Source organism: Bartonella sp. MR30HLJHH (assembly GCF_042194195.1).
In the GTDB taxonomy this organism is placed as follows: domain Bacteria; phylum Pseudomonadota; class Alphaproteobacteria; order Rhizobiales; family Rhizobiaceae; genus Bartonella; species Bartonella grahamii.
The window spans coordinates 23,353-35,408 of record NZ_JBHIMO010000007.1; the positions used below are offsets into that span (position 1 = coordinate 23,353).

14 protein-coding genes are annotated in these 12,056 nt (G+C 38.0%); 12 read left to right on the forward strand and 2 right to left on the reverse strand.

The features are described 5' to 3' along the window. The first annotated feature begins 118 nt into the window (after positions 1 to 118). On the forward strand, positions 119 to 1,195 hold the full coding sequence (locus ACFIKR_RS05520; protein ID WP_375659148.1) for a COX15/CtaA family protein: 1,077 nt from the start codon (positions 119 to 121) through the stop codon (positions 1,193 to 1,195). 20 nt (positions 1,196 to 1,215) lie between these two features. Here ACFIKR_RS05520 and argC read toward each other — a convergent pair whose 3' ends face one another. Next, positions 1,216 to 2,148: an N-acetyl-gamma-glutamyl-phosphate reductase gene (gene argC, locus ACFIKR_RS05525; protein WP_375659149.1), complete on the reverse strand. Its 933-nt coding sequence runs from the start codon at positions 2,146 to 2,148 to the stop codon at positions 1,216 to 1,218. A gap of 320 nt (positions 2,149 to 2,468) precedes the next feature. Between argC and glyA the strand changes: the two genes are divergently transcribed. The 6 genes from glyA to nusB all read left to right on the forward strand — a co-directional run bounded on the left by glyA (position 2,469) and on the right by nusB (position 7,005). Continuing rightward, the gene (gene glyA, locus ACFIKR_RS05530) at positions 2,469 to 3,782 is read left to right on the forward strand and encodes a serine hydroxymethyltransferase (protein WP_375659150.1); all 1,314 of its coding nucleotides are present in this window, start codon (positions 2,469 to 2,471) and stop codon (positions 3,780 to 3,782) included. A gap of 11 nt (positions 3,783 to 3,793) precedes the next feature. Then, positions 3,794 to 4,276, forward strand: coding sequence for a transcriptional regulator NrdR (gene nrdR / locus ACFIKR_RS05535; RefSeq protein WP_375659151.1), 483 nt, complete (start codon positions 3,794 to 3,796; stop codon positions 4,274 to 4,276). Continuing rightward, the gene (gene ribD / locus ACFIKR_RS05540; RefSeq protein ID WP_375659152.1) at positions 4,269 to 5,396 is read left to right on the forward strand and encodes a bifunctional diaminohydroxyphosphoribosylaminopyrimidine deaminase/5-amino-6-(5-phosphoribosylamino)uracil reductase RibD; all 1,128 of its coding nucleotides are present in this window, start codon (positions 4,269 to 4,271) and stop codon (positions 5,394 to 5,396) included. Before nrdR ends, ribD begins: the two co-directional genes overlap by 8 nt. Next, positions 5,378 to 5,995, forward strand: coding sequence for a riboflavin synthase (locus tag ACFIKR_RS05545; RefSeq protein WP_375659153.1), 618 nt, complete (start codon positions 5,378 to 5,380; stop codon positions 5,993 to 5,995). Before ribD ends, ACFIKR_RS05545 begins: the two co-directional genes overlap by 19 nt. Before the next feature lie 81 nt (positions 5,996 to 6,076). Further along, the gene (locus ACFIKR_RS05550; protein ID WP_375636056.1) at positions 6,077 to 6,532 is read left to right on the forward strand and encodes a 6,7-dimethyl-8-ribityllumazine synthase; all 456 of its coding nucleotides are present in this window, start codon (positions 6,077 to 6,079) and stop codon (positions 6,530 to 6,532) included. Positions 6,533 to 6,534: 2 nt separating this feature from the next. Next, positions 6,535 to 7,005: a transcription antitermination factor NusB gene (gene nusB, locus ACFIKR_RS05555; RefSeq protein ID WP_015856452.1), complete on the forward strand. Its 471-nt coding sequence runs from the start codon at positions 6,535 to 6,537 to the stop codon at positions 7,003 to 7,005. Between the two features lie 77 nt (positions 7,006 to 7,082). Here nusB and ACFIKR_RS05560 read toward each other — a convergent pair whose 3' ends face one another. After that, positions 7,083 to 7,562 (reverse strand): outer membrane protein assembly factor BamE, encoded by a 480-nt coding sequence (locus ACFIKR_RS05560; RefSeq protein WP_375636126.1) that lies wholly within the window; start codon positions 7,560 to 7,562, stop codon positions 7,083 to 7,085. A gap of 219 nt (positions 7,563 to 7,781) precedes the next feature. Here ACFIKR_RS05560 and ACFIKR_RS05565 point away from each other — a divergent pair, with 219 nt between their 5' ends. From ACFIKR_RS05565 to ACFIKR_RS05585, 5 genes are all read left to right on the forward strand, one after another. Then, on the forward strand, positions 7,782 to 8,339 hold the full coding sequence (locus ACFIKR_RS05565; protein ID WP_375659154.1) for a DUF177 domain-containing protein: 558 nt from the start codon (positions 7,782 to 7,784) through the stop codon (positions 8,337 to 8,339). Positions 8,340 to 8,493: 154 nt separating this feature from the next. Next, positions 8,494 to 9,564 (forward strand): phosphate acyltransferase PlsX, encoded by a 1,071-nt coding sequence (gene plsX, locus ACFIKR_RS05570; protein WP_375659155.1) that lies wholly within the window; start codon positions 8,494 to 8,496, stop codon positions 9,562 to 9,564. Between the two features lie 49 nt (positions 9,565 to 9,613). Continuing rightward, positions 9,614 to 10,588, forward strand: coding sequence for a beta-ketoacyl-ACP synthase III (locus tag ACFIKR_RS05575; protein ID WP_375659156.1), 975 nt, complete (start codon positions 9,614 to 9,616; stop codon positions 10,586 to 10,588). A gap of 77 nt (positions 10,589 to 10,665) precedes the next feature. Further along, positions 10,666 to 10,980, forward strand: coding sequence for an integration host factor subunit alpha (locus ACFIKR_RS05580; RefSeq protein WP_015856447.1), 315 nt, complete (start codon positions 10,666 to 10,668; stop codon positions 10,978 to 10,980). Between the two features lie 195 nt (positions 10,981 to 11,175). Beyond that, entirely contained in the window at positions 11,176 to 11,679 is a 504-nt protein-coding gene (locus tag ACFIKR_RS05585; protein ID WP_375607116.1) for a MerR family transcriptional regulator, read from the forward strand. The last annotated feature ends 377 nt before the right edge of the window (positions 11,680 to 12,056 follow it).

The window sequence follows — 12,056 nt, forward strand, 5'->3', positions numbered from 1 at the left end:
TGTTATAGTGGTACGCTTGTTTTTTGCTAAAGTTATAGTACATACTAGAATACACAAAGATTTGATGTTTAAATTTTAAAATGTATTGTAGTTGGAGAGAAGCGTGGGGCAATCAGAGATGGCAGTAAAGAGATTAAACAATAGCATTTTAACGCCCGTGCAAAAGAAAAATAGAAAACAAATACAGGTGTGGCTTTACTCTATTTTATTGCTTTGTTTAGCAATTGTCTTAGTAGGTGGCGCTACTCGTTTGACGGGATCAGGATTATCTATAACGGAATGGAAGCCAATACACGGCGTTATTCCACCGATTGGTGTGGATCAATGGCAAGAGGAATTTTTAAAATATCAACAGATAGCACAATATAAGCTGCTTAATCCTGATATGACCTTAAGTGCTTTTAAGGTCATTTTTTGGTGGGAATGGGCGCATCGTGTTCTTGGGCGTCTTGTTGGTCTTGTCGCTTTATTGGGGCTCATTTGGTTTTGGGTGACTAAGCGTGTTGAAAAAAATATCTTACTCCCGCTTATTGTTGTGCCTATTCTTATCGCCTTTCAAGGCTTTATTGGTTGGTGGATGGTTGCCTCAGGGATTGGGCAAAGTAATTTAACAAGTGTGAGCCAATATCGTTTGGCATTTCATCTTATGACGGCATGTTTTGTTATTGTTTTTGTTACTTATTTATCTCGAGGACTTGCAGAGTACTCAGAAAAGCTAGCAAATCAAAAGGTGCAATATTTTGCGGCTTGGCTTGTTGTTCTCGTCTTGATAGAGATTTATTTTGGAGCTTTGGTTGCAGGGCTTCATGCTGGAAAAGTCTATAATACATGGCCTCTTATGGATGGGCAGATTATTCCTGATGGGTTGTTGCAGCTTCGTCCTGTTTGGCTCAATTTATTCGAAAATTCCTTAATGGTTCAATTTATTCATCGGGTTTTTGCTTATTTTTTATTTATTATCTCAGTTATTCATGCTTTCTACGTACAAAAAAATGTTCCACATTCAACCCATTCTCGTCGTGCATTTCTTATCTGTGTTATGATTATTATCCAAGCACTCTTGGGTATCTTAACACTGTTACATGAGGTTCCGATAAGTTTAGGGCTCATTCACCAAAGTATGGCACTAGCAGTGTTGTGTTTTGCGGTTGCGCACTGGCGAGCAACGAAAGGGGCATATCGCGTTGTTGAGTAAAAGTTTGTATTTAGGGAGTTTTAGTCGCTTGAAAGCATTAAGTCGAGGTTCTGGATAGCCGCAGCTGATGCGCCTTTTCCTAAATTATCGAATATGGCGCTGAGATTAAAAATACCTTCACGATCATTTCCAAATACGAACAGTTTCATATCATCTTTATTGGCTAAACACTCTGGATTAAGTCTTTGAAGTGAAGCAGTTTCTTCTTGTGATGCAACTAAAATGGTATTTTGTCCATCGTAATGGTTTGCGAGAATTTCGCGCAAATCAGAACAGTTTGCTGATTTTGTGAATAAATGGCGATGCAGAGGAAGATTCACAATCATTCCCTGAGGAAAACGACCAACACTTGGTATAAAAATTGGGGTTTGGTTGATTTGTCCATAGATTTTAATTTCTGGCACATGTTTGTGTTCAAGATTAAGACCATAGATAAAATAATTTTCCTGAATATTTTGTTGAGATTGATTTTCCATTTGTAAAATCAACTGTTTTCCACCACCGGTATAGCCGGAGATTGCATTAATTGAGATGGGATAATAGGCGTCTAGCAGTCCTGCTTCACGGAGTGGGCGAATCAAACTAATGGCACCGGTAGGGTAGCATCCGGGATTGGTTACATAATGTGCTGCTTGGATGCACTTTCTTTGTCCTGCTGTCATTTCAGGAAAACCGTAAACCCAGTCTGGTGCAACACGGTGGGCTGTCGAGCTATCAATAATCCTAATGTTTTTATTTTTTTTAAGCCAATGAACTGTTTCGCGTGCAGCATCATCTGGAAGACACAAAATAGCAATATCGGCTTGATTAAGATAGTCTTGTCGCAGATGAACATTATGGCGATCTTTATGAGCAAGAGAGAGTAGTTTTAAATCTGTACGCCCCTCTAAGCGTTTTTGTATTTGTAGTCCGGTTGTGCCATGTTCACCATCAATAAAAACTTTGGTTAGCATTCTTATTTGCCTTGTATTAACTTTGCCTATTATATTCAGCTTTTCACATTATAAATTATTTTTAATCATTAAATTATTGAATTTCTTTAGATTATAGATACCTTTTGTAAAAGGTGTAAACAAATAAGAGTGTAAAAAAGAAATGTAATCTCATTTTTACCATTCTTGAGAGGGAAGTTTTTCGCTGTTTTTATAACAAAGAGTAAGATAAATATTTGCATCATTATTTTTGAGTGTAAGTGGTTTAAAATGTTTGGTTTGCATGGTTTGCTGTGTTATCGTTCAGTGACTTTATTTTTTTTATGTTAGGAACGTGTTTTATGACCCAGCAAGCAAGTGACGCAGAAAAGCGCTTTTTTAATGATAATTTACAAACTGTTGATGGTGCAATCTTTGATGCAATTAGAGGGGAGTTTGAGCGTCAACAACATGAAATTGAGCTGATTGCTTCAGAGAATATTGTTTCAAGAGCGGTCCTTGAAGCGCAGGGGTCTGTTTTGACTAATAAGTATGCAGAAGGTTATCCAAGAAAGCGCTACTATGGCGGGTGTCAATTTGTTGATGTCGTTGAAGATTTAGCCATTGAAAGGGCAAAACAGCTTTTTGGTGCTGCTTTTGCGAATGTACAGCCTAATTCTGGTAGCCAAATGAATCAAGCTGTCTTTTTAGCTTTACTTCAGCCTGGTGACACATTTATGGGATTAGACTTAAATGCTGGTGGTCACCTTACGCATGGTTCATCTGTTAATATGTCAGGAAAATGGTTTGATGTTGTTTCCTATGGTGTGCGTCAAGAAGATCAGATTATTGATATGGATGAGGTTGAGCAGCTTGCAAAAGAACGTAAGCCCAAACTTATTATAGCGGGTGGCTCATCTTATCCACGGTTATGGGATTGGAAACGATTCCGTGAAATTGCAGATGAGATAGGTGCTCATTTACTCGTTGATATGTCTCATATTGCCGGTCTTGTTGCTGGTGGCGTGCATCCTTCACCTGTTCCACATGCGCATATTGTAACAACAACAACACATAAGTCGCTTCGAGGTCCTCGTGGTGGTTTAATATTGACAAATGATGAGTCTTTATCCAGAAAAATTAATTCTGCAATTTTTCCTGGTCTTCAAGGTGGTCCTTTAATGCATGTAATTGCCGCAAAGGCTGTTGCATTTGAGGAGGCTTTGCGTCCCTCTTTCAAGAGTTACAGTGCCAATGTGGTCGCTAATGCGAAAACTTTAGCAAAAATATTACAGAGTAATGGTTTTAATATTGTTTCTGGTGGTACAGATAATCATTTGTTGTTGGTTGATTTACGTTCCAAAAATCTAACAGGTAAACGTGCTGAATTGGCTTTGGGGCGCGCTCATATTACCTGCAATAAAAATGGTATTCCTTTTGATCCTGAAACGCCATCTATAACATCGGGAATTCGCTTGGGATCACCTGCTGCCACAACACGTGGTTTTTTAGAAAAAGAGTTTATTCAAGTTGGTCATCTGGTTTCAGAAGTTCTTGATGGTCTTCGGAGCGCAAAAAGTGATGAAGATAATTGTGCCGTTGAAATGGCTGTTAAGAAAAAGGTAAAAGATATAACGAGTCAATTTCCTCTTTACTCTTATCTTAGTACTCGTTAAGGACACAAAAGATGCGCTGTCCTTACTGCCAATATGAGGATACACAGGTTAGAGATTCACGTCCAGCAGAAGAGGGGGCAGTGATTCGCCGCCGTCGTGTGTGTTCCGTTTGTGGTGGTCGTTTTACAACTTTTGAACGTGTTCAGTTGCGTGAGCTCTTGGTTGCTAAAAAAAGTGGACGATGTGAACCATTCGATCGTGATAAGTTAATGCGATCAGTTGATGTGGCTGTACGTAAGCGCAATATTGATCCTGATCATATTGAACGAGCAATTTCTGGCATTGTGCGCCAGCTTGAAAGTTTGGGAGAACCAGAGATTGCTTCAGAAAAAATTGGACATCTTGTGATGGAAGCATTGAAAAGAATTGATGATATTGCTTATATTCGTTTTGCTTCTGTGTATCGAGATTTTCGTAATGCAAGCGATTTTCACGATGTTATAGATGAATTGTCAAAGGGTATCGCGGATACAGAATCTCGTTTTGATGAATAAAAAAGTGCAAGATGAACGGTTTATGGCTGCAGCTATTCGTTTAGCAGAACGTCATGTCGGTCTTACAGGTGAAAATCCTTCCGTTGGTACGTTAATTGTGCGAAACGATAATAGTGCGGGGGCATTTATTGTTGGCTATGGCGTAACAGCTATTCATGGGAGTCCTCATGCGGAAGTGCAAGCTTTACATATGGCTGGTTCTTTAGCTCAAGGAGCGACTGCTTATGTTACTTTAGAACCTTGTGCGCATTATGGAAAAACTTCGCCGTGTGTGAATGCACTCATTGATTCAGGTGTTTCTCGAGTTGTTGTTGCGCTGACTGATTGTGACAAGCGTGTTGATGGTCATGGTATTGCTCTTTTGCGAGCAGCGGGTATTGAAGTGGTTGAGGGCATTTTAGCTGAAGAGGCTTTTGAATCTTTATGGACACATTGGTGCATAAGGAAGATACAACGCTGTGCGGTTACTTTTAAAATGGCAATTTCTGCTGATAATGGTGTTGGAAAAAGAGAAAAGGGCAACGTAAAAATTAGTGGAACACTTTCTCATGCCCATACGCATATTCTACGTGCTCAAAATAATGCTATCCTCGTTGGTATTGGTACTATATTAGCAGATGATCCACAACTCAATTGCCGCTTGCCAGGGATGGAGCTGCGCTCACCAATTCGTATTATTTTGGATGCAGATTTATCTATCCCCTTTGATGCAAAAGTTGTCCAAACAGCCATGAAAATTCCTACATGGGTTATTTGTGATGTGGATCTTTCAAAGAAAAGCAAAAAAAATGCATTGGAGCAATATGGTGTGTCTGTTTATTCGGTAGAGATGAACAATGGTTGTGTAAAACCCTTTGCTCTTTTACAGATGCTTTATAAACATGGGATTAATAGTGTTTTATTGGAAGGGGGCGTAAAGACAGGGGAAAAGTTTTTGAATGCTGGTTGTGTGGATCATTTGATATGTTTTTATGCCCCCGTTATTTTAGGCGAAGGTCGTGTTGAAGCCCCTCATTTTGGAAATTATCTCTCGCAATTTCATAAGGTTGAATCAAGAATGTTTGGAAATGACCGTTTTTATAAATGGAGACGTAAGACATTATGTTCACAGGAATTATAACGGATATTGGTTGTATTGAAGATGTTCAACCTTTAAAGCAGGGGATGCGTTTAAAGATTTCTACACGCTATGCTATAGAAAGTTTAGCAATTGGCGCATCAATTGCTTGTTCAGGAATTTGTCTGACAATTGTAGAGCGGGGGGTACAACAAGCGACTGCTGGTTGGTTTGCTGTAGAAGCATGGGAAGAAGCATTGCGTTTGAGTAATCTTGCACAATGGACAAAAGGAACTTTTGTTAATTTGGAACGTTCGCTTCGATTAGGTGATGAAATGGGAGGACATTTGGTTTCTGGTCATATTGATGGTTTGGCTGAAATTATTGATCAAAAAAATGAAGGGGATGCAATTCGTTTTTATTTAAAAGTTGCAAGACAATTTATGCCTTTCATTGTCAATAAGGGATCTATTGCACTTAATGGGGCATCTTTGACTGTTAATGGTGTTGAGGATTGTGTTTTTGATGTTCTTATTATTCGCCATACACTCGAAATGACAACGTGGGGACAAGCTAGAATTGGAGATCGGGTCAATTTGGAAATTGATCAACTTGCTCGTTATGCTGCGAAACTTTTTGCTTTAAAAAGAGAAGATGAATAAGCCAAAACTCTATTGATCGTTTTCAGAATTTTATGCTTTATAACCTTGATTTTTTTTGATTCGTTTTTGTGGAATTCCATTATGAAGAAAGAGATACGTAAAAAGCCTCACGTATTGATTGTTGAAGCACGTTTTTATGAGGGGATTTCTGATGCGCTTTTGAGAGGTGCAGTGAATACTTTGCAAAAAGCTGAAGCAAGTTATGATGTTGTAACGGTTCCTGGAGCATTAGAAATACCAAGTGCAATAGCTTTTGCTGAACAAAATAACATATCTTATGATGGTTATGTTGCTCTTGGTTGTGTTATTCGGGGCGAAACATATCACTTTGAAATTGTTGCTAATGATTCTTGTCGTGCATTGATGGATTTAACTGTTCATCAGCATTTGGCTATTGGAAATGGTATTTTGACTGTTGAAAACGAAGAACAAGCATGGGTGCGTGCAAAACTAGATGACAAAAATAAAGGTGGTTTTGCGGCTGAAGCTGCTTTATGTATGATCGCTCTAAAAAAGAGATTTGGAGATAATCGTTAAATATGGCTGATATAAAAAGCAGACATTTTCCGCGTTCAGCCAATAAACGTGGAGCAGCAAGACTCGCTGCAGTTCAAGCCCTCTATCAAATGGATATTGTGGGTTCGGGGGTGATGGAAACAGCAGCTGAGTATGAAGCTTATCGTTTGGGAAAAGATATCGATGGAGACCAGTATCTTGAAGCTGATTTTCAATGGTTTTTGGCTATTATAACGGGTGTTGTAAAAGATCAAAAGCAGCTTGATCCTCTGCTTCATCAACAGCTTTCTGCTGAGTGGTCTCTTTCACGTCTTGATTCTATATTGCGAGCAATTTTACGAGCAGGTTTATGGGAGCTGATCAACCGTAAAGATGTTCCTGTTGCGGTTGTCATGAATGAATATGTTGACATAGCGAAGGCGTTTTTTGAAGGTGATGAGCCAAAACTTGTTAATGCAGTTCTCGACAGTATGGCAAAAAAAGTCCGCCTATAAGAGCTAAAAATCCCCCTATTATTAGGTCTGATAGTATCAGACCTAATAATATTGAGACGGTATGTAGACTATATGATTTAGTTATGGGGTGGCAAATTCGCAGGGCCTTTTATAATTTGAATTAAGAAAGGATGTTCCTTTGTTACAGTTGGCGTTGTTTGTGTAATAAAATCAAATACTTGACCGTCTTGTAATCCGTAATTAGCAACTTTTGCAACCTGATTATTTTTATTGAAGTAAATGGCTAAAACTTTGCGATCAATAATCTTTGTTTTCATAAACTGCATCCCACGATAGCGTGTCTGTGAGATGTAATAAAAAACTTCATTATCATATTTTGTTTTTAATGAAGGGGTCCCTAAAGTTAAAAGAACTTGCTCTTGACTTGAGCCAATAGCAATAGAACTTAGAGCATTTTTATCAAGAACATAGCCCTCTCTATAAATTTGGCTCGAACCTGAAGAATCGAGAAGACTACATCCCGCAAGCATTCCTATGCTTGCTATTGATAGACCAATCAATAATTTACGTTTGATTAAGGCTATTATGTGAGGCATTTGAAACAATGATATCTCCTTTTTATACTGAGGTGTAGGACAAGAAGGCAACCTCAAGTTTTTTCTTTTTAGCTTAATCTACCGTAGCTTACACTGAGTTTCCCTGTTATAAGCCAAATTATGCCATATAGAATTTCTTTAGAAAAGAAAAAAATGCATGAATACTTGAGATAAATAAAAACACAGTATTTTATGCGTTTTTATGTTTGGGAGTTGTCAATGAATGTTCAAAATGTTCCTCAAATGACATTTGCTTTGGCTTATCCAATATCCGTACGTTCTCTACCTGCTAAAGGTATAAGGGTTTATCTTTGTGCAAACAAAAAAGAATGTACACATTTAGCTCAGAACCATGATTTAATTGAAGTAAAATCTTGTGAGGGAAATTTCCATATTTTCCCGTGGAAAAAACGCGGAGTGCGTATAAAAGGTCTGTTGCAAGCGCGTATACTACAGTTATGTGTTGTTACATTAGAGCCATTAGAAAATATCCTTTGTGAAAATATTGAGGTTGTTTTTGTTCCTGAAGATTCAAATTTGATGAAGCCCAAAATATCAGAGGATACAGGAGAATTGTTTTTAGATGTGGAGGGGCTTGATACTCCTGAAGTGTTTTATGATGATAAAATTGATATTGGTGCAATCATGGAAGAGTTTTTTGAGTTGTCTATTAATCATTATCCACGTAAAGAGGGGATAAAGATGGATATGGTTGAAAATTTAGAAGAAGCAGAGCGAAAATTCTCGCCATTTTCTGTTTTGAAAAATTGGAAGTGATTGTAAAAACATAAAAAAAATATCTATATTTATTGTATGCTAAACGGTATTTTCTGCGGAGCGGTTTTTGCAAAATTTGCTTTGTGAGTGTTCAGGAGCCAAAATCATAATATGTGTTTAAAGATGTAAATGAAAAGATGTAGGATATGCAAGCGTGATTAGAATTTCTGTGGATGTCATGGGCGGTGATTACGGTCCAGAAGCAGCTATTGCAGGAGCAGCAATTGTACAAAAATATTTATCAAATATTTATTTTCTGTTTTATGGAATAGAGGAGGCTGTTCGTCCGGTTTTAAAAAAATATCCTTGTTTGGATTCTGTATCGTGCTTTTTCCCTACAGAAAGTTATACACGCATGGATGAAAAGCCAAGCCAAGCACTTCGTAATGGACGTGGTAAATCATCAATGTGGTACGCCATTGAAGCGGTAAAAAATGGTGAAGCTGATGCTTGCATTTCTGCTGGTAATACGGGTGCACTCATGGCCATGTCTTATTTTTGTTTGAAAATGCTAGCAGAGGCTGAACGTCCTGGTATTGCGGGTATCTGGCCAACACTTCGCAGTGAGAGTATCGTTTTAGATATTGGAGCAACAATTGGTGCTTCTGCTAGTCAGTTGGTTGATTTAGCGGTTATGGGAGCGGGTATGTTTCGCGCTTTATATCACACTGAAAGACCAAGTGTTGGGCTTTTAAATGTGGGGGTGGAAGAGGTTAAAGGACTTTATGAAATAAAAAAAGCAGGAATGATATTGCGTGAAGTACAATTAGAAGGATTGGAATATAAAGGATTTGTTGAGGGAAATGACATTGGAAAAGGAACAGTCGATGTTGTTGTAACAGAAGGGTTTTCTGGTAATATTGCTTTAAAAACCGCAGAAGGAACTGCGCGACAGATAGGAGAGATTTTAAACTCTGCACTGCGCAGTTCTTTTTTAACATCTCTTGGTTATTTTTTATCGCGGGGTGCTTTTCGTATACTAAAACATAAAATGGATCCCGATAGGGTGAATGGAGGAGTGCTTTTGGGGTTGAATGGTGTTGTGATCAAAAGCCACGGGAGTGCTAATGCTAACGGTTTTGCTTCTGCTATCCGCGTTGGTTATGAGATGGTGAATAATGGACTTTTACAAAAAATAACGGCTGATTTACGGCGGTTTCATGAGAATAAAGAAACACTTTTTGACCAAGAAGATGAAGCGGTGATGAATGGAGAGTCCTTATGATAAGCTCTTATAATAGAAATGAAAAATTTGAAGAAAAGGTAAGAGCTGAATGATTCGGTCAATTATAAGTGGTGTAGGAAGTGCTTTGCCGAAGAGAAGTTTATCAAATGATGAGATTGCAAAGTTTGTTGAAACGTCAGATTCATGGATTGTTCAGCGTACAGGAATACGCCGACGTTATATTGCCAGTGAAAATGAAACAACTGTTTCTTTAGGAGTTGAGGCTGCGCAAGCAGCACTTACAAATGCCGGTTTAACAATAAAAGACATTGATTGTATTATTTTAGCAACGTCCACCCCGAATCGTACTTTTCCTGCTTCTGCTGTTGAAATTCAGCGTGCTTTGGGAATGAGCCATGGCTTTGCTTTTGATGTTCAAGCTGTTTGCTCTGGTTTTATTTTTGCTTTAACAACAGGAGATTCTTATTTACGGTGTGGAGCGGCTAAAAGAATTTTAGTTATTGGATCCGATACATTTTCTCGGATTTTAGATTGGGAAGATCGTACGACATGTGTTTTGTTTGGTGATGGTGCGGGTGCTGCTATTTTGGAAGCACAAGAAATTGAGGGGGGGATTGCTTTTGAGCGTGGTATATTGTCTGCTAAACTGCGCTCTAATGGTGCTTATATAGATAAGCTATATGTTGATGGTGGACCTTCAACAACACAAACGACAGGCTATTTGCGTATGGAAGGACGAGAAGTTTTTAAATATGCTGTTGGTATGATAACGGATGTGGTTGATGATTGTTTTGCAGCTGCAGGTATGGATTGTTCACAACTAGATTGGTTTGTACCTCATCAGGCTAATAAGCGCATTATTGAAGCATCTGCTAAAAAACTGGGAATTTCACTAGATAAAGTTGTGATTACCGTTGATCAACATGGTAATACCTCTGCGGCATCAGTTCCGTTGGCTTTAACAACAGCTGTTTACGATGGAAAAATAAAAGAAGGAGATCTTATCATGTTAGAAGCCATGGGAGGTGGATTTACATGGGGGGCAATTCTTATTCGTTGGTAAATTATGGCTACTTGACCATATTTCAAGAAAACGTATAAGTCATTTTGTAATTTTTAATATTTTAATAGGTGGTTATAATGACAAGTAAGACAGTAACGCGTGCAGATTTAGCGAGCGTAGTTTGTAAAAGAGTGGGCTTGTCACATACTGAATCAGCAGCTTTAGTCGAATTGGTTTTGGATGAGATTTGCAACTCACTTGTAAGAGGTGAAGCGGTTAAATTATCTTCTTTTGCAACTTTTCAGGTTCGCAGTAAAAATGAACGTGTTGGACGCAATCCAAAAACAGGTGTTGAAGCACCTATTCCGCCGCGACGTGTTGTGACGTTTAAGGCTGCCAATGTCCTTAAACAGAGAATTTTAGATTCGCATCGTGCAAGACAGAAAAAATGATATCTCATAAATGAATGCCATGGTATGTTTGGTATTTGTTAAAAAAATGATAAAATAACGGTCTTTGTTTTTTAGAAAAAGACAGTTGTGTAAGTCGTCAATGGTGGTCTTATTTTTGACTAATCTTGTTGAGAAATTGAGACAGAATGAGTCATTGTAAAGTAATTTATTTTGTTTTAAATAAGGTGTTGCAAAATGGATAAAAGCTCTGATGCTTTTCGCACAATTAGCGAAGTAGCCGAGTTATTGGAGCTTCCGCAGCATGTCTTAAGGTTTTGGGAAACACGTTTTAGGCAGATTAAACCAATGAAACGTGGGGGAGGAAGGCGATATTATCGTCCGGTCGATGTTGATTTGCTCAATGGTATTAAGCAGTTATTATATGATCAGGGTTATACGATAAAAGGTGTGCAACGCCTTTTGAAAGAAAATGGTGTTGCTTTTGTGACTGCATTGGGTAATGGTGATCTTGATGCTATGAATGTGGTCATAGAGAAGAAACATGCAGGACAAACTTCTGAAAATGCTAGCAATAAGCCTAAGAAATCTTCTTTTGGGCTTTTGAGTTTCATGAGGAATGAGGGAGAAACATCTGTCGGTTCTGTGAATCTTTACAAAGATAAAACTGATAAAGCATTGTTGCAAGAAATCCTATTTGAACTCATTGAATGTAAGCGTGTTCTTGATAGAGCACGATAGCAATAATATTTTTGTTTTATATGTTGTTGCTTTTTTAGCAAAACGTGTGTTTTGAAATGGTTTTACAAATCAATATCTAGCGTCTAGCGCGGCAATGTGTTTCGTAGATATTTAGACGTTTTATGGGTGTGCCCAGAGGTTTTATACATTCAACGAATAGTAATGTATCGTATGTGTATATTTAACAAGTTTTTTATTTGATAAAATATGATGAGGGGAAAGAATAAACGCTGAGTTTTGCCATTTTTCTTTTATTTAGCTTTATAAAAGTTAAGGCAATATCTCATCAGTGTAGATTACAGGATGTAAAATGCCATTGGTTTATTAATTCATGTGATTGTTTTAAAGAGATGTTTCTTGAGGCTCCTTAAGCTTAT

Coding starts and splice junctions, on each gene's coding strand:
- ACFIKR_RS05520 (WP_375659148.1), top strand. CDS start 119: ATGGCAGTAAAGAGATTAAACAATAGCATTTTAACGCCCGTGCAAAAG.
- argC (WP_375659149.1), bottom strand. CDS start 2,148: ATGCTAACCAAAGTTTTTATTGATGGTGAACATGGCACAACCGGACTA.
- glyA (WP_375659150.1), top strand. CDS start 2,469: ATGACCCAGCAAGCAAGTGACGCAGAAAAGCGCTTTTTTAATGATAAT.
- nrdR (WP_375659151.1), top strand. CDS start 3,794: ATGCGCTGTCCTTACTGCCAATATGAGGATACACAGGTTAGAGATTCA.
- ribD (WP_375659152.1), top strand. CDS start 4,269: ATGAATAAAAAAGTGCAAGATGAACGGTTTATGGCTGCAGCTATTCGT.
- ACFIKR_RS05545 (WP_375659153.1), top strand. CDS start 5,378: ATGTTCACAGGAATTATAACGGATATTGGTTGTATTGAAGATGTTCAA.
- ACFIKR_RS05550 (WP_375636056.1), top strand. CDS start 6,077: ATGAAGAAAGAGATACGTAAAAAGCCTCACGTATTGATTGTTGAAGCA.
- nusB (WP_015856452.1), top strand. CDS start 6,535: ATGGCTGATATAAAAAGCAGACATTTTCCGCGTTCAGCCAATAAACGT.
- ACFIKR_RS05560 (WP_375636126.1), bottom strand. CDS start 7,562: ATGCCTCACATAATAGCCTTAATCAAACGTAAATTATTGATTGGTCTA.
- ACFIKR_RS05565 (WP_375659154.1), top strand. CDS start 7,782: ATGAATGTTCAAAATGTTCCTCAAATGACATTTGCTTTGGCTTATCCA.
- ACFIKR_RS05575 (WP_375659156.1), top strand. CDS start 9,614: ATGATTCGGTCAATTATAAGTGGTGTAGGAAGTGCTTTGCCGAAGAGA.
- ACFIKR_RS05580 (WP_015856447.1), top strand. CDS start 10,666: ATGACAAGTAAGACAGTAACGCGTGCAGATTTAGCGAGCGTAGTTTGT.
- ACFIKR_RS05585 (WP_375607116.1), top strand. CDS start 11,176: ATGGATAAAAGCTCTGATGCTTTTCGCACAATTAGCGAAGTAGCCGAG.